General features: G+C 41.8%; 12 protein-coding genes. 3 read left to right on the forward strand and 9 right to left on the reverse strand.

Annotation, left to right across the window (positions count from 1 at the left end):
- The gene (locus tag DFQ12_RS10340; protein WP_244211709.1) at window positions 1–222 is read right to left on the reverse strand and encodes a hypothetical protein; all 222 of its coding nucleotides are present in this window, start codon (window positions 220–222) and stop codon (window positions 1–3) included.
- 287 nt (window positions 223–509) lie between these two features.
- Here DFQ12_RS10340 and folE point away from each other — a divergent pair, with 287 nt between their 5' ends.
- Together folE and DFQ12_RS10350 are read left to right on the forward strand one after the other, a co-directional pair.
- A complete protein-coding gene (gene folE, locus DFQ12_RS10345) occupies window positions 510–1175 on the forward strand; it encodes a GTP cyclohydrolase I FolE (RefSeq protein ID WP_120258840.1) in 666 nt (221 codons plus the stop codon).
- Between the two features lie 102 nt (window positions 1176–1277).
- Window positions 1278–2297: a CobW family GTP-binding protein gene (locus tag DFQ12_RS10350; RefSeq protein WP_120258841.1), complete on the forward strand. Its 1020-nt coding sequence runs from the start codon at window positions 1278–1280 to the stop codon at window positions 2295–2297.
- A 142-nt stretch (window positions 2298–2439) separates the two neighbouring features.
- On the opposite strand, the gene DFQ12_RS10355 is transcribed toward DFQ12_RS10350, so the two are convergent.
- From DFQ12_RS10355 to DFQ12_RS10385, 7 genes are all read right to left on the reverse strand, one after another.
- On the reverse strand, window positions 2440–3861 hold the full coding sequence (locus tag DFQ12_RS10355; RefSeq protein WP_120259307.1) for a BT_3987 domain-containing protein: 1422 nt from the start codon (window positions 3859–3861) through the stop codon (window positions 2440–2442).
- 29 nt (window positions 3862–3890) lie between these two features.
- On the reverse strand, window positions 3891–5036 hold the full coding sequence (locus DFQ12_RS10360) for a DUF1735 and LamG domain-containing protein (protein WP_120258842.1): 1146 nt from the start codon (window positions 5034–5036) through the stop codon (window positions 3891–3893).
- A 5-nt stretch (window positions 5037–5041) separates the two neighbouring features.
- Entirely contained in the window at window positions 5042–6070 is a 1029-nt protein-coding gene (locus DFQ12_RS10365; RefSeq protein WP_120258843.1) for a glycoside hydrolase family 18, read from the reverse strand.
- A 10-nt stretch (window positions 6071–6080) separates the two neighbouring features.
- Window positions 6081–7646, reverse strand: coding sequence for a RagB/SusD family nutrient uptake outer membrane protein (locus DFQ12_RS10370; protein ID WP_120259308.1), 1566 nt, complete (start codon window positions 7644–7646; stop codon window positions 6081–6083).
- A 76-nt stretch (window positions 7647–7722) separates the two neighbouring features.
- Window positions 7723–11055 (reverse strand): SusC/RagA family TonB-linked outer membrane protein, encoded by a 3333-nt coding sequence (locus DFQ12_RS10375; protein WP_120259309.1) that lies wholly within the window; start codon window positions 11053–11055, stop codon window positions 7723–7725.
- A 91-nt stretch (window positions 11056–11146) separates the two neighbouring features.
- A complete protein-coding gene (locus DFQ12_RS10380) occupies window positions 11147–12259 on the reverse strand; it encodes a FecR family protein (protein WP_120258844.1) in 1113 nt (370 codons plus the stop codon).
- Between the two features lie 71 nt (window positions 12260–12330).
- Window positions 12331–12936: an RNA polymerase sigma factor gene (locus DFQ12_RS10385; RefSeq protein WP_120258845.1), complete on the reverse strand. Its 606-nt coding sequence runs from the start codon at window positions 12934–12936 to the stop codon at window positions 12331–12333.
- Window positions 12937–13357: 421 nt separating this feature from the next.
- Between DFQ12_RS10385 and DFQ12_RS10390 the strand changes: the two genes are divergently transcribed.
- The gene (locus tag DFQ12_RS10390) at window positions 13358–13813 is read left to right on the forward strand and encodes a hypothetical protein (protein WP_147420382.1); all 456 of its coding nucleotides are present in this window, start codon (window positions 13358–13360) and stop codon (window positions 13811–13813) included.
- On the opposite strand, the gene DFQ12_RS10395 is transcribed toward DFQ12_RS10390, so the two are convergent.
- Entirely contained in the window at window positions 13810–16101 is a 2292-nt protein-coding gene (locus tag DFQ12_RS10395) for a glycosyl hydrolase family 95 catalytic domain-containing protein (RefSeq protein ID WP_208642501.1), read from the reverse strand. The two genes, DFQ12_RS10390 and DFQ12_RS10395, sit on opposite strands and share 4 nt — an antisense overlap.
- Window positions 16102–16251: the final 150 nt, after the last annotated feature.

Below are 16251 nucleotides of genomic sequence, written 5' to 3' on the forward strand. Positions count from 1 at the left end.
TTATATTTTTTTCTCTTCTGACCCCAGCACAATACGCATCCAATTTTTTATGTTCTCAAGATGTTCCACGCCATAATTTGAAATAAAACGTTGCGTCTCCACATTGGAATGATCTTCATAAACTGCCAGACGTTGCCTAGCAAATTCTATCGTTAAGGGAATACCGCATTTTTTTTCAATACACCATTTCCAGTCATCAAAGTTTTTAGGAATTATGCTCATCTTCTTCTTATTTAAAAACAAAACTAAGAACAATAATACATAAAAGCAATTTAGTTGCATTTATATTTTTTTATCTATATTTGAATTATATAGCGCAACGAGCTATGCAATGAAGCTTATAAGATTGATGCAACTGTATTAAAAATATTGAAATGAGGGCCTTTTAGCTCATCTGTTCAACTGATTTCCTGGAAAGGATAATATCTCAGATTATGAGAGGAAACTGGTCGTTCAAGGTTATCCATAATAAAGGGATAATAGGTACAAAAATCATTACATCACTATAAATGAATACATTAAAAGATAAAAACACTTCCATAGATGACATAGGCGACTCACATGTCATGACCTCAATAGAAACTCCGATGCGATCAGATGCCTTTGCGGTCTCAACATCAGAAAAAATAAACAGAATTGCCAAACTCTTCTATGGTATCATGCATGAGCTTGGCCTTGACCTAACCGATGATAGTCTGAGCGGAACACCCCATAGAGTTGCTAAAATGTATATCAATGAGTTATTCTACGGGTTAAATCCGCTCAACAAACCCAATCTATCTACCTTTAGCAACAAATATGGCTACAATAAAATTTTGATCGAAAAAGATATCCAAGTGAATTCTGCATGCGAACATCATTTTCTTCCTATTGTAGGGAAGGCACATATTGGTTACCTGGCAAAGGAAAAAGTAATCGGTCTTTCTAAATTGAACCGAATAGTCGATTATTACGCGCATAGACCACAAGTGCAGGAGCGATTGACCATTCAGATATTCAACGAATTAAAATCTATTTTACAGACGGATGATATCATTGTGGTCATCGAAGCAGATCATCTCTGTGTATCAGCGAGAGGAGTAAAAGACATCACAAGCAGTACGCTCACGGTAGAGCACGGTGGGATCTTTTCAACTGCAGACAAAAGAGCTGAATTTTTTAACTTAATAAAATAAGTGCAGTTGCTTTCGGCCTTTATTGCTAATTATTAGCTATATACTTACCTGAAATGATGGATACAATCTACTTTAAAAGACACCAGATAGGAATAAAATCACATGAATGATCTTGAGGCAAGACCAGTAACGATCTTGACAGGTTTTCTGGGAGCGGGAAAGACAACTTTCCTAAATGCGCTATTAAAGCATTATGCTGAACGCCGTTTCGCTATTATTGAAAATGAAATCGGGCAGTTGAATATTGATGGCATGTTGCTGGCTAAAAATTATGGACAGCTTATTGAACTTCAAGATGGCTGTATTTGTTGCACGCTAAACGATGATCTCTATAGCGCCCTCGAAACGCTTCATGCCGACAGAGATAGCTTTGATGAATTGGTCATTGAGTGTACTGGCCTAGCAATGCCAAGTGCGGTTATGGAACCTTTCACGATCCACCCTATTTTTAGAAAATATTTTCCGCTAAAAAGGGTAATCTGCCTAATTGATGCAGAATTTATAACGGATCAGATGAAAGAAAGAGATGAAGTGCTCAGACAGATAACAGCTGCCGATCTACTCCTCATTAACAAAACCGAATCCGTACACCCAGATTATTTAAATGATCTACAAACATACTTGCAAGCATTAAATCCATTAGCAAGATTATTTTGCGCTACCAGCAAAAAACAATTTCCATTTGAGGAAATAGAGCAAGTGAGTTATTCTCATAACAACAATAAATCATTCTCACTAGTAAAAAACGATAAGCTATCTGCTGTAAAAGCGAAAACTTTTTCATCATCCGTGCAGCAACATCTTTCTGACATCTCCTATCGAACGTATATATTCGTTGGAGAATTTAATTATATAGATCTTTTTCTCGCACTCAGTAAGCTCGTTGGAAAGCATACGGATCGGATCTATAGAATGAAAGGAATAGGCTATAAAAGTGATAACGATAAAAAAATTGTCCTGCAGACGGTAGGGTCCCGAGTGGACATGGGCTACGGCGACTATTGGGAAGAAGGTGAAGAAAAAACAAATGTACTTGTCTTTATTGGAAAAAAACTCGATCAACTAAATATTGAAACGCTACTGAATCAAATGCTGAAAATTCCAGCTTTTGAAAAAAAATAAAATGGGACGGCATTTGTTCACCTGATCGGAAATGCGGCAAAACATGGAGAACCTTATAATGAGATCAAAATAATAAATCAAAAAAGGCTGCCTTCCCGAAGGATGACAGCCTCAACCACCATTTATCCAAGATCATTCGAAATTACCAGTCTTTGCTGTAGATCTGGCTTCGATCGATAACGAGCTCATCGTCAAACAAGACTTTGGCAATATTTTGCAGTGCCCTAGTCTGTGTGCTATTAAAATTTGATCTGCTAGGATCCAATGCAAAAATCATATGTGCACCAAATCCTCCGGTACGGATATTATTTAGAGCATTTGTTGATGGGATATAACCACGTGCATATTCCGCGGACGACATTCCCCATCCGGATTTTGGAAGCCCTGGAAAACTACTCGTCAGGTCATAGGACTGTCCGTAATCATGTAATGCATAATCTACATACTGTCCAGCCTCGGCTTCTTCAAGAGCATCGGATCCTCCAAAATATCCTGTTCTTGAATAAACATATACCATCGTCAGCTTATTGGGCATTGCCTGTTTTGTTTCATACACCAGACGGGCCGCAGCTTTGTTGGATGGCGTCACAAATCCTGGCGGCGGTGGGTACTGATAGGCCGAATACTCATCATCAAAAAATACTCCATCCAAATGATAGGCCTCACAAACAGCTTTAATTTCCTGCGCATATGCTTTAGCAGTAGCATCGGAAAGATTGGCCACTCCCGACCGGTCATGGTTGCCAAGGATACTTAAGATCACTTTCATCCCTTTATCCTGCAAAGGCTTGAGATATTTGGCACGATTGGCAAGCAGATGGGTGACATTTGGATTGTGTGTTACTTTAACCTTACCCGTCGCCTCATCATAGTTAATATTGGACGAAAATAGGATAACCATATCAATCAGGTACTTATCGCTATTCTTCAGCTTCAGGCTAAGGTTACTTAAGGGATTAGCGTCATTTACCTCCATACAGCTTATAATTTTGATACCTGTACTTTTATCCGTCGAAGGGACTTTAGAGAGATCATTGACAAAAAGCAAAAGGTCACTTGAGCTCGACTGAACAGCTCCTGACTGTAGCGTTGTACTCAACGGAATAACATAGGGTTCCCGCCCGTCAATCTCAGCACCGCTTTTTACCGATACTTTAACCGGAGCGGAACTTATCGCACTGGCTTTCACTTCTACTTGTCCATTACCCGAAAGCGTAACCAGATTTTTTGGAAAAGCCTTAAACGTGGTACCATTCTTTTTATTGTAAGCATTAAGTACTTCTTCATTGTAAATGACGCTCCCTGTTACCACTTGAGCATTGGGCTTGGAAAGCTGCAAAACAACTTCATAAACGCCCTCATTCCGGAACTCCAGATTCGACTGATCGACCTTGCCATCTGCGCCTTTTAAGAAACCGATAGACTCGCCTTTTACCTCATATTTAGACTCATCGACTGACTTTACCAGAATGGCATCATCTTTACAGGACTGAAACGCTACCATCACAACAAGGGGCAACAGCGCCCAAATATAAAGGCTATGTATCTTTGCTAAAATTTTCATAATTATCATATTTATTTTATTACCACTGGTTATTTCGCCGGAAGCGATACCGCCGTCCACTTCAATGCCGTTTTTGCTGTTAGGTCATTTCCATTAACGGTATGATCTTTAATAACACTGCCACTTCCTTCGTTACATTTCCAATAAGCAACCAAGCCTTGTGCCGCAGGGTCTACTTCGTAAGGAGTACTGGCAATTTCGTCCATTGTACGTTCGATATTCCAGATACGGCACTCCGAGATATCGCCTGCGAGGAAACGGTCATCGGCATAGGATCTGCCAATATAAAATCCGTCTTGCCCATTCACACCGAAGTTAACCGTGGATAAATTGGTATTTGCTTCGGACTGTAACTTTCCGTCAACATAGACTCGAATTTTCCTATCGACCCCATTAAAGGTCACCGCAATATGTACCCATTGGTTAGTCGGAAGCCCCTTTGTTGCGGCATCTGCTCCCGGTATATTACCTGCTGATGTCGCCACCTGGATCTGGTTTGGTGGAAAGTTGGCGTCTCCCAACCGAATGAGAAATCTCCCCTCAATACCCATAACTGTACTGATCATACGATCATAATTACGTACACGAACAAGCGCTTCTAGCGTAAACTTGGATAGATTATTTACCGCAGCTGGCGTCTTCCATTGATCGATATGCAGATTGTTGTTTTCAATATCTGCCACAACATCAATTAATGCCCCACCTTTAATGACATAATAAACTGTTTTTTGGCTTTCCAAGACCGCAACATTTCCGGGAATAATGGATACGGGAAGCACATAAACTTTGTCTCGGTCCAGGGTATTGATCTTGTCAAATGCAATGGTTACCGGACTTGATTCCACAGCGCCCTGACTGATTTCGACATTATTGCTCGACAACCTATAAAAATTGGCCGGGAGTATTTCTGCTTTTTCATTGTAAATTTTAGTATAGGCATCCAGCTTCGGAGGGTCCACCGCTAGATCAACTCGCACGGCCGTGGATTCGAGATTGGCCATCCCGACTTTAATGTCAAACTGGGCTTGACCGACGGAAGGCTTGTTGATAATCCGCTCCAATTTTCCAGTGGAAATAAATACTTTGTTATCAAAGGATTCTTCGTTTTTACAGGCCGTAAAAAGGGTGAGCAACACCAATACTAACCCTAAAGAATAAATGTGTCTTTTTCTCATGGTCTTTATTTTACTTTGATTGCCGGATTTGTAATTTGAATAGCTTCACGGCTATATTGATAGCTCTTCAATACATTGAAGTAGTCATAAGCCAAATTTTTATAACCTATACCAGCGATGTGAATACCATTCTGTACGGCTGCTGCCCATCGAGCAGTCGCGATGGACGAACGGCTCCCGTTTTGGAAATAGCCCAATTTGGCCTCATCTGCTTTATACGAAGTCATACTTGCTAGAACAATAAATTTGTCTGTCGGTATGCCGTCCACTGTTGCTGACAGGAGCGTGTAGTTCAATCCACCACTATCGACTGCATTTTCTGTGGGCAGAACAATGTAGCTTGCACGCTTTAAAATATCTTTGTTGATCAGGTTTTGCGGACTACCTTTAAAAAATAGACTTTTACCAGTGTTTTTTGTCAACCATGGATTTAGCATCTGAAAGAAAATATTCTCCTCTGCTTCCAGCAGCTCTTTTTCTTCCGGTGTCAGGTGCATCTGTTCTTTGCCCATATAGGAAAGTACCAAGCCCTGGTAGGGAAATTTATCCACCGCCAATAGTATTGAACTCACGGTGTCGGTTAAGAAATTCTGAAACGTCACCGTGTTGTTTTCTTTTTTGGCGTAAGCAGTTTTAATTTGATTAAAATCAATCTCAAAAATTACTTTGCTCCCTTTCTTATTCAACAGGTCGTTCATTTCACCTACTTCTCGGTCTACCAGATCCACGGGCGATTCCAATACGATATAATCTAGGCTATCCGGAACTTTTGAAAAATGATCGCCCTGACTGGAGGGTGTCTTTTTACTGTTATTAAACCAGCCCATATTAATGGTATGCGGGCTGGTTTTGTAAGCTCGTAAATCTTCTAAATACTTAGCATAGAGTGCCGGATTTTGTTCTTCTATATCCGGACTTGCTATTTTCAGCGGCTCTGCTTCCGTCCATTTATTGCAGGAGACCATACCAGCCGCCGTTGCTCCAAGCAACAGGGCCAGGCTATATTTCTTTATCTTGAATAGTATTAAGTTCATAACGCAACGATTATTTTTTTACCCACCAAAGATCTGTTCCCATATTGTCGGCGCCTTTTAACAGGTTGCTGACCGCTTCGGTTACATTCTTGTTATTTTCCGTATACTCTTCCTGCGGATAAGGCAGACGACGAGCCATTCGTTTGCTGTCCACACGACCACCGCTGTTATTGACCATGACTTCCATTAACTTTGGATATCCTGTACGACGATATTCTGTCCATGCTTCTACACCAAGCGGAAAATTGGCAATCCATTTCTGGGTAATGATACGTTCCATTTTTTGTGCCGTCGTACTGCTCTCCTCCCATTTTACTGTAATCGTACTCGGTAGCCCTGCATAAGAAAAGACACCAAGGGGATCGATGTATGCCGCGGGCTTATTGCTGCTATTGTTTAGATAATCATCAGCTCCATTGACATTCCATTGCATAAAGGATAGACGGATTCCCTGATTATATAGGGTAGCGGCATCTGTGCCCTTCATATTCCATCCCTTTAAAGCTGCCTCGGCCTGTAGAAACGATGTTTCGGCCGCGTTAAACCAGAGCAGCTTATCCGTCTCAGTCACATTCATATTAGCATATTGTTTGGGGATGTCTCCACTCGGGATCTGTATTCCCGAACGTAGACCATGAAAGCCATTGCTGACAGTGCCACCAAAGGTTGAAGGGGTAAAATATTTGGCTCTCCGGGGATCTGCATATCCATTCATGTAGGAGGTGATATCTGCCGAAACACGTGAATCTCCATTATTATATTCGTACATGATCACACGAAAGGGATTTCTGTTGATTGGCTTCACAAAGGCATTGTCGGCATTATCACGGATGACGCCGATTTCGTGATTAACGGCCTCCTCGGCCTTCTGACGTGCTTTTGTAGGACTGACCTCAGAAATATGCATGGCAAGACGGAGTTTAATGGAATTGGCCAGTTTGATCCATTGCAATACATTACCGCTATACACTAGATCTGCCTTACTAGAAAAATTCTGGGTCCTTCGTTCTGTCAATATCTTGATCGCATCATCCAACTGGGTAAATAGGAGATCATATACTTGTTCCTGGGAATCGTAGGGTGCCTCCAACGCTCCATTTTCACCAACTTTGGAATAGGGTATCGGACCGTAAATATCAGTCACACGAGACACTGCCAACACTTTGATGATATCGGCAACAGCGTGGATAGAAGGATCACTTGAAACCTGTCTTATGGTTTTGGTCTGCACAAATAGCTTGGGCAATATATCATTAAACGGTACCCGGGACCAGCCATTTTCTGGATTGTAGGTCGCGAAGTTCTTCCCATTGAATCCATTATTGGAGTCTGCCAGATAGCCCCCCATTGAACCGCCCAATAAACATTCAATAAATTGGTTGGCGTTGACATCCAAAGGCACCACCCAGGCCTGTAGCCCGATCATCGCGGAGGAAAGCACATAAGCATCGCGCTCAACTTCCTCTGCTGTGGCACCTGCTGGATCAGTATTATATTTTTCAAAGTTTTTAGTACAGGAGAAAAGCGTGGCTGACGATAGCAGCACTCCCCAAAATAAAATCTTATATCTTTTCATAACTGTTATATATTTTAGAATTAACATTTGACGGATATACATTTAGTCTTTTGGTAAAAAATAGTTTCATAATGAATTAAAATTTAAGACGAACGTTAAAGCCTAAATTCCGTGTACTCGGCGTCATAAAATAGTCTATTCCTTGGTAATAGTTGCCCGTACTTGCTGTCGATTCGGGATCAAAAGGTGCCTTATTATAAATCATGAGGAGATTACGTCCGACCAGATTTACACTTAATGCGGCTTTGTTGCCCAAAAATGATTTCGGGAAAGTATAACCCACTGTTGCTTCCTGCAGGCGCACATTGGTAGCACTATAAGTATAGAACTGCGGGATTCCTGAATTTGCACCTACAACATTATAATAGGCTTCTGCATCAACAATGTCTGTACCGTTGACAGTAAAACCGCCATGATCCCGGGCTTGCGCCGAAGCTTCAGAAACACCATAGTAATCCATATAAGCTTGTGTTGCAGAATAGACTACTCCTCCAAAACGTGCCGCAACCGTAAAATCAAGCATCCAATTTTTATATTGAAATGCATTTCGCCACGCCATATTGGATTTAGGGAATATACTACCCAAATAAATATCCCCAACAGTGTTGCTGTTGACCACTTTGCCATCAGCTGTTACGTAGACTTTACCATTGTCGTCTCGTAACAAATCCGATAACGAATAGAGGTCGCCTAGGGTCCCCCCTTCTTTAAGGATAAACCTTGCCTGTGAAAGTCCGCCGACATCCAGGCGGTTTTTATTGATTACAGCACCAGTTTCCGGATGTACATAATCTCGGACAAGCTCCTTGATCTTATTGCGGTTTACCGTGAGGGTATAATTCGAATTCCATTGCAATGCACCCCATTTCTTTTCGTAACCGAGGCCGACTTCAATACCCCTATTCACGACTTTACCTGTCTGTACATATAGCCGGTTGTATCCTGAAGATACCGAAAGCTGTGGGTTAAAAGTCTGATTGAGGGTGGTTGCATGATATAGCGTAAGGTCCAGATTAAATCCATTCAGAAATTTGGCATTCAACCCTACCTCAGCTGAATTGGTACGCTCAGGTTTAAGATCGCTGATCGGATAATGCGACAGGCCTTTATATTGCTGGGTGGCTACATCCCACTCATAGATCGGATTGGCCAGAAATTCCGGAAATGGTCTTCCTACTGAAGCGTAAGATGAACGTACTTTGAGGTACTGAAAAATATCCGAGATATCTACTAGCTGTGAAATCACCGCCGTCGCACCTATTGACGGATAGAAGAAAGATGAAGTTGTAGACTTGGGTCCTGCAAGATTGGAGTGCCAGTCGTTTCGGCCTGTAGCCGTTACGAAATAGGTGTTTTTATAACCGAGTTCCACACTGGCAAATACCGACTGCGACTCCCGGCTACGGTCAATCATAGGGGATTTTTTCCGGTCATCAATCTGGGTGATATCAAACTTGTTGGTCAGACCATTTTCGAGAATAGGTCCTCTGATGGGTAATGAGCTCGTTTTGTCATGCAGGATAATACCACCTAGGTTAGCCTGTAAGCTAAAATCTTGGAATGACTTGTTGATATTGGCCATGATATCACCATAGTATTGTGTTGATTTTTGTTCGTCAAGACCAAAAAAACCGTTTTTTGACCCCTCAGTGATCGTCGTATTGGTACTGGCATAGAGTTTTTCAGTAAACCTGCCAGTGGTATTGTCCATTCGGCCACGGGTAGATAGGTTTAACCAATTGTTTACCTGATAACTCAGGCTGGCATTGATCAGATAACGATCCTTTTTCGTTTCCCTGAGATTACGGTAGTTGATCCAATACGGATTTTGTCCGACCACTTCATTTAGTCCCTGTGGCCAGTATTGTTCGTTAATCTTACGCTGCACATTATAACGTTCGTACATCCGGATGGCTTCCCAGTCATCCCCACGAGGGAATAGGTACGCGGTAGTCAGGGGGTTAGAATAGATTCCTTGATTGGTCATATTAAGATCGCGTTGCTTGATATAATTCAGCCCTGCATCCAATGTAAGCTTATCGTCCAGGAATTTAGCTGTATTACGAAAAGTAAAATTATAGCGGTCGTATTTATTATTAGGCACGATTCCCATTGCATTGACTGCTCCTGCCGAAACGTAGGTCTGATTTTTATCCGTCCCTGTAGATAAGGAAATCCCTTCAGTAGCGACAACACCGGTACGGAAGTAATCTTTAACGGGCGAATAATTGTAGTTATTTACATCCGTCAATGCTGCTCCCCAGCTTTTATCATTCACGCCCGCGGCCAGGCTGGAACCTGTACCATAGCGATTTTGGAATGACGGCAGCACAAAGGCGTTCTGAAATTGGGTATTCTGTGTCAGGCTCAAGGAAGTTTTTCCGGCGACTCCTCTGCGCGTATTGATGACGATGGCACCATTTGCAGCATCTGATCCATAGAGGGCTGCAGCAGCTGCTCCGGTCAGCACCGACATGGATTCAATATCTTCTGGATTAAGATCTGCAATACCTTCGGAAGTACCTGTCGAAGAAAACTCGGATCCTTCAGTCGACTTTTTGTTGAACATCGGGATACCGTCTATGACGTAAAGTACGTTATTATCCTGTTCAATGGTCTTGGCACCACGCATGACTACTTTGGCTGCTCCACCGATACCACCTGAACTGCTATTGATGGTCACACCGGCAATCTTGCCGTTGAGTGAGTTGATCATATTGGCATCGCGGACCTGTGTGAGGTCATCACCTTTCACTTGTTGAACATTATAGCTGAGCGCCTTTTCTGAGCGTTTAATCCCTAATGCAGTCACAACAACTTCGTCGATGGTCGCCTGTTCCTGAGCGAGCTGAATCTGAATTTCCTTGTTTAACACGCTGACAGTAACTTCTTGTGGCACATAGCCAACATAGCGTATCGCGAGTACGTCTCCAGGTCTGACATCAGGAAGGGTAAAAATCCCCTCAGCATTTGAGCGGGCGCCTTTATTGCTTCCTTTTACTGTTACACTCGCTCCCGCCAGCGGCTTACCTGTCTGGTCCACAACCTTCCCTTGAAGGGGCTGTTGTTGTATGGTCTTCGGTGTTTGCACTGCGCTGCCGAACGTATCCTTTGCCGGCAAAGCTTTTATCAGTAAAGTATTATCCTTTTGTTCGTAGGACAGTTGTTGCCCCTGAAGCAACATGTTCATAACCTGTTGCAGGGGTGCATTTTTGAATTCGACATTCAGCAGGCGATTGTCATCCAAAATCTGACTGGAATACAGCACATTAAAACCAGTCTGTTTTTTGATTTCCCGAATGAGGTCTATGGCTTTGATCCGTTGCTTGCGCAATGTGATATTTGCCTGTCCCGCAGCTGATATGGAAATCTGAAGCATAAGCATAGAGATGCCTATAGTTCTTATCATTTGAAATGATTTAAACCACATAATTACGTTGGATTTTAATTGATTCTATTGAGTTTATAAAAGCTATAACTGCCCCGGAGGGACTTTTTGGTTATTGATTACTAATCACAATTGTTCGGTTTTTGATCTCAAAATCAAGTTTTGAGGTGACGCTCAAGAGATGGAGGACTTCCTCAACCTTTGCATACCGGGATATTTCGCCATTGAACATCACTTTCTTCGTGTCCACATCTTTAAACGTATATTGAACGTTGTACCATCTGCCTATGCGTTCCATGATTGAAACTAGATTTTCATTTCTGAAAATAAAGGAATTATTTTTCCAATCCACAAAGTCGTTCACATCTACATCCTTCACGACAATACGATCGGCTTCTACCCTAGCCTGTTGTCCTGGACGCAGCTTTTGTGTCTTGTTGACCAATACTGACCCCTCAAGCAATGTCGTCAGTTTTTGGGAGGAATGATAGGTATTCACGTTAAAAACAGTGCCCAATACCTGGATTTCCTGCTGATCTGATTTCACTATAAAAGGGCGTCTCGGGTCTTTGGTGACATCAAAATATCCCTCACCCTTTAATTCAACGACACGCTTGGGCTGATGCTGCATATTAACCGCAAACCGTAAAGACGATTCGGCATTTAGGGTGACTTGAGATCCATCGGGAAGAATCACTTCATACTGACCACCTCTTGGAGTTTCGATGGTATTGTAGCCAGTTCCAGTAACAAGATTAGGGTCTATTTTATACTGTAATCGGCCGGCAGCATTTTTTGTGATCACAACGCCCTGATCTCTTGTCGCTTCGGCATTATTCGGTGTCAGTGCAATCTGGCGTCCGTCGCTCAAGGTTAATACAGCTTTATTCTCACCAGGTAAAATTTCATTTGCCAGCAATTCAGTTGCAGAATCCTTTAGTGTCTGACGTTGAAGAATAAAATAGCCACCAATTGCTAGGCAAAATAGTACAACTGCTGCCGCAGCCCAGCGGTAGTATACGGGCATTCGGACCTTTTTGATTGATTCAGGATTAGCCTTGGCGTCGATGTACCGCCATACCCGTCCTTTATCCTGCGGACTGAACGACTCTTCATTGATAACTTGTTGCTGCTCGAACCACAACTCCAGTAGCTGCCGCTCTTCGACAGAACAGGTACCCTTGGCATACTTATCCAGTAATAGTTTTATTTTATCCTTGGTCATAATTGATTATTTTTTCCCCTAATCAAATACATGTTGCACAAGTATCCCTTATGGGGTATAAAAAATTTCAATTATTTTTTTTCGTAGAGATAGGCAATGATAACGAGTCCCTCAATGGTCTTATGCCCAAGCTTATAGCGGAAAATTTTAAGAACATTCTGAACCTGTTTACGAACTGTCTTTTCGGAAATTCCCAATTGTTCAGCAATTTCTTTATAGGTTAGATGTTCTTGTCTGCTCAGGCGAAATACTTCTTGGGCTCGTGGTGGAAGTTTTTCTAACTGACGGTCCAAAAAGTGTTGCAGCTCTTTTTCCTGGATTTGCCCTAAAATTGGATCATAAAATGGTGTCACAAAATTAATTATGCTCTGGATGTGATTATCCCTGTATTTCTTCTTCCGCAACTGATAAAGCGCCTGCTTACGGACGGACATGTAGAGCCATGCGCCGAGATTATCAATCTGGATAACTTCCCGCCGTACCCAAAGTGCAGAAAAAACTTCCTGAATGATATCTTCACGATCTGCTGTATCAAGCTCGATTTTTTGTGAGAAGCTATATAGTTTGGCGGCAAACCGGTTATAGACTTCGGTGAATGCTGCATAATCTCCCCGCTGTATTTCGGAAAGCAATTCCTCTTCGGACCAACTGAAATAGTGTTTATCAGCGTTTCCCATTCTTTTCACGTTAAGTTTATAAGCTATTTATTTACAGTAAATATAACAGATATCTAAGAAGATTGGAAATTACGCTATAGCCAATCTGAATTTCTTTATCGCCAATATTACAACCGGACAGAGCAGATTGTATTTTACCGTCTTGCGTAACAGGATACTCCTGGATTCTATTCCGGTAACTAAACACCAAATAGCATGGTTGGATTCTAACAGCTGTATTGTACAAAAAAAACCTATTTTTAAACTGTATTATTCTTAATAATAAGAAAGAAAACAAAAAATAATAATCTAAATCTATAAAACTAAATGTTAAACATGGTCAGATCTAGGAATCCGGGACATTGGTTTATACTATGAATTTTATCAGGTGCCTTTTAGCCTAAAAACACAATTACAATTTATCAAAGAGGATAACGGAAATATGCTAAAGAAAATCAATAACAGGCTTAACTTTTTATCTTCAATTGAAAAAGGAGCAATCCTTTTAAGCATAATGCTATTGATTACCTCCCTGACGATGCCCGCTGTCTTTGTCGATCGCGGTGGGGAATATCCTGAAGAGATAGGTAGTCTAGTCATGTTTTTAATGGGCTGGTTATCGCCTTTGGCTGGAGCTATTGTATTATTCCTATTTTGGTGTGCTAACCCGATCTACCTGTTTTCTATTTGTGCTATATTAAACCGTAACAAAAAAGCTGGTTTTTATCTGAGTCTCATTCCCTGCTTAATCGCGCTGGCATTCACACAAATGGACACAATTATGACCAGCGAATCGGGATCCGAATCGATCATAACAGCACTAGGTCCCGGTTATTTTTTTTGGCTAAGCAGTTTCCTAGTCTTATCCATTGGAATCGGAATAAAATTGAAAATTTAACCCATTGGCTTAATGGTCAACAAGCCCCCCTGTTTTGCGATAAGCTTCAAATACCCATCTTTTTTACGCTCGATCTTAAATCCATTATTTTGGACTTCACGGTAATCAGCAAAAGGTAATTTCAAGATGGTTTCCCCTCCCTTTTCGGCATAGATCTTCACTTCGGATACCAATCCATCGACGCGTTTGGCACTCACCAAAAACGCTCCCTCAGCACGCAACTGATCAAAAGCAATGTTCTTCCACGCTGCTGGTACAGCAGGCATAATCTCAATAAAGCCGGCATAGCTTTGTAAAAGCATCTCCTGTATACCGGCCGCAAAAGCGAAATTTCCCTCCAATGTAAAGGGACGATACGTAAACTTAGACAGACCTGATTTTGTCTGATCACCATTCAAATGGAAGCTATTGATTGAACAAAATGCTTCGGCAAAAATCTTTAAAGCCTTGGCCGCCCCCGCACCGTCTTTAGCTCTTGCCTTAAGGTTCCCCAACCAAGAATAAGAGTAACCACACCAATAATCTGGCCCCACCGCATCTAGTTGTGCGATGCTATGACGGATGATAGACTGCGCTTTAGCCCCATCCTCCCATTTGATCAGACCTAAGGGATGAATCGCCATCATATTCGAAAAATGGCGATGTGACTGATTATAGTCCATCGATGGCGCAAACTTAAGTTCATCGTTAGCTGTCAACGCATAGTCGCCAAACTCATTCAAAATAGTTGTCCAATGTGCAGCTTCACTCGTAAGCCCCAGATCTGTGGCCAATTCCGCCGCGATCCCAAAAGTATACTTCATCAATGCCAGGTCGTAATTTGTATTCTGCAAAAACCAAGCATTCAGACTATTATCATTGATCTCCGGGCTTGCACTAATTTCCAATTGGCGGTATCCTTGGGCATCTTTAACCGTCAGCTTTTCCAACAAATTGGCGGTCTTTTTTAGCCATGGGTATGCCTTGTTCTTCAAAAATTCCCGGTCCATACTATATCGCCATTGCAGGTAATAATGCTGTGCGAGCCAAGAAGATACCGTCGGTGATAATGAATACTGTATCCATCCTCCCATTTCAGTACCATCCAAAGTCGTCACTCCAGGCACTGCCAAACCATCTATACCGAAAAACATCTTGGTATAACGCAAATAATTGTCTTTATTCTCTTCTAAATGATTGATATAACCCATTGCTTCGTCCAGATGATTGGCACCATAAGCGGGCCAATAACTCAACTGTGTATTGAGATCGTGATGGTAGTCACCTTTCCATGGCGGTATCCGTCCATTATCGGCTGTCCATACGCCTTGCAGTGAAATAGGTGGCGCATCTTTACGGGCCAACGAACCAAATTTATATTGTTCAAGATACCATTGTTTTTCCAACTTTTGATCGGGAATCTGTATTGCGGACTTGCTCCAGAAGCTTTTCCACCAAGAGCTATGAACCTTCAAATCTTCTTTGAATGATTTTGCGAGTGCAATTTCGGTTATACGAGAGGCTTCAGTCATGACCTTATTCGGGTAATGGCTAGAGATCGTCCAGACTCCCTCTACAGTAGTGTTTCCGACTTTTTTCCATCTGACCGAGATGATATACTGAAATCCTCCCCATCCTTCCTGCCGATAGGTGATGTGGTTACCATTGCGCTTGATATCTCCTTGTTTATAACCCAATCGAGCCAAATCATCTCCACCTACGGGATTCCCTGATACTGTCACAGCACCTTGGTACCGAGGTGCTAAGAGTTGCGGCTCAAAATTATCTTTTACATTTTCAAACTTAAACCATCCGTATTGTTTCTCCGCATTTACGAAGGTTTGAAGTTTTGTTCCGCCCGACCACTGTACCTCACAAAGTGCATTGTTTAACGAAAGATGCGCACGATTTACCTCGCCCCAACCCTTGGTATCAAACTCCAATGCTCCTCCGGGTATTTTGGTCGGCCCTGGCTCCCGGTCATATGGCTCGTCAAAATACTCCTGAACGGGCCGATAATCCTTCTTCTTAACCTGATCGATAACCCATCGAAAACTAAATTCTTTTCTATGCAAGCCCTTCATTGGACGCATATCCCACAGGTCTGCCCTATCCAATGAAAAACGAAGTTTGTCTTGCTTTTGCCAGACCAATGCTCCTAACCACCCATTACCAATAGGTAAAGCTTCGTCCCATTGATTTGCCAAAGTAGTAAAAGAAAGATCATGATCGGCTTTCGTTTGAGCCTTTGATAGCAATGTGAACAGGCAAAAAAAGAGTCCAAAGCTAATGGATAGTTTCATGTTCATAATTTATAAGGGTTATTACTATTATAAACTTACTATTTACGACTGAAAATCCTGTAAACGTAACTGATAAATCACATTAGTTATCAAGAATGCTTCATTCGAGAATAGGATTTTTTCCTTTGTCATTAAATTGATTTATTTTTTTTATAA

The sequence above is a fragment of the Sphingobacterium detergens genome, assembly GCF_003610355.1.
GTDB lineage: Bacteria > Bacteroidota > Bacteroidia > Sphingobacteriales > Sphingobacteriaceae > Sphingobacterium > Sphingobacterium detergens.

Coding starts and splice junctions, on each gene's coding strand:
- DFQ12_RS10375 (WP_120259309.1), bottom strand. CDS start 11,055: ATGATAAGAACTATAGGCATCTCTATGCTTATGCTTCAGATTTCCATA.
- DFQ12_RS10370 (WP_120259308.1), bottom strand. CDS start 7,646: ATGAAAAGATATAAGATTTTATTTTGGGGAGTGCTGCTATCGTCAGCC.
- DFQ12_RS10390 (WP_147420382.1), top strand. CDS start 13,358: ATGCTAAAGAAAATCAATAACAGGCTTAACTTTTTATCTTCAATTGAA.
- DFQ12_RS10350 (WP_120258841.1), top strand. CDS start 1,278: ATGAATGATCTTGAGGCAAGACCAGTAACGATCTTGACAGGTTTTCTG.
- DFQ12_RS10355 (WP_120259307.1), bottom strand. CDS start 3,861: ATGAAAATTTTAGCAAAGATACATAGCCTTTATATTTGGGCGCTGTTG.
- DFQ12_RS10380 (WP_120258844.1), bottom strand. CDS start 12,259: ATGACCAAGGATAAAATAAAACTATTACTGGATAAGTATGCCAAGGGT.
- folE (WP_120258840.1), top strand. CDS start 510: ATGAATACATTAAAAGATAAAAACACTTCCATAGATGACATAGGCGAC.
- DFQ12_RS10395 (WP_208642501.1), bottom strand. CDS start 16,101: ATGAACATGAAACTATCCATTAGCTTTGGACTCTTTTTTTGCCTGTTC.
- DFQ12_RS10385 (WP_120258845.1), bottom strand. CDS start 12,936: ATGGGAAACGCTGATAAACACTATTTCAGTTGGTCCGAAGAGGAATTG.
- DFQ12_RS10365 (WP_120258843.1), bottom strand. CDS start 6,070: ATGAACTTAATACTATTCAAGATAAAGAAATATAGCCTGGCCCTGTTG.
- DFQ12_RS10340 (WP_244211709.1), bottom strand. CDS start 222: ATGAGCATAATTCCTAAAAACTTTGATGACTGGAAATGGTGTATTGAA.
- DFQ12_RS10360 (WP_120258842.1), bottom strand. CDS start 5,036: ATGAGAAAAAGACACATTTATTCTTTAGGGTTAGTATTGGTGTTGCTC.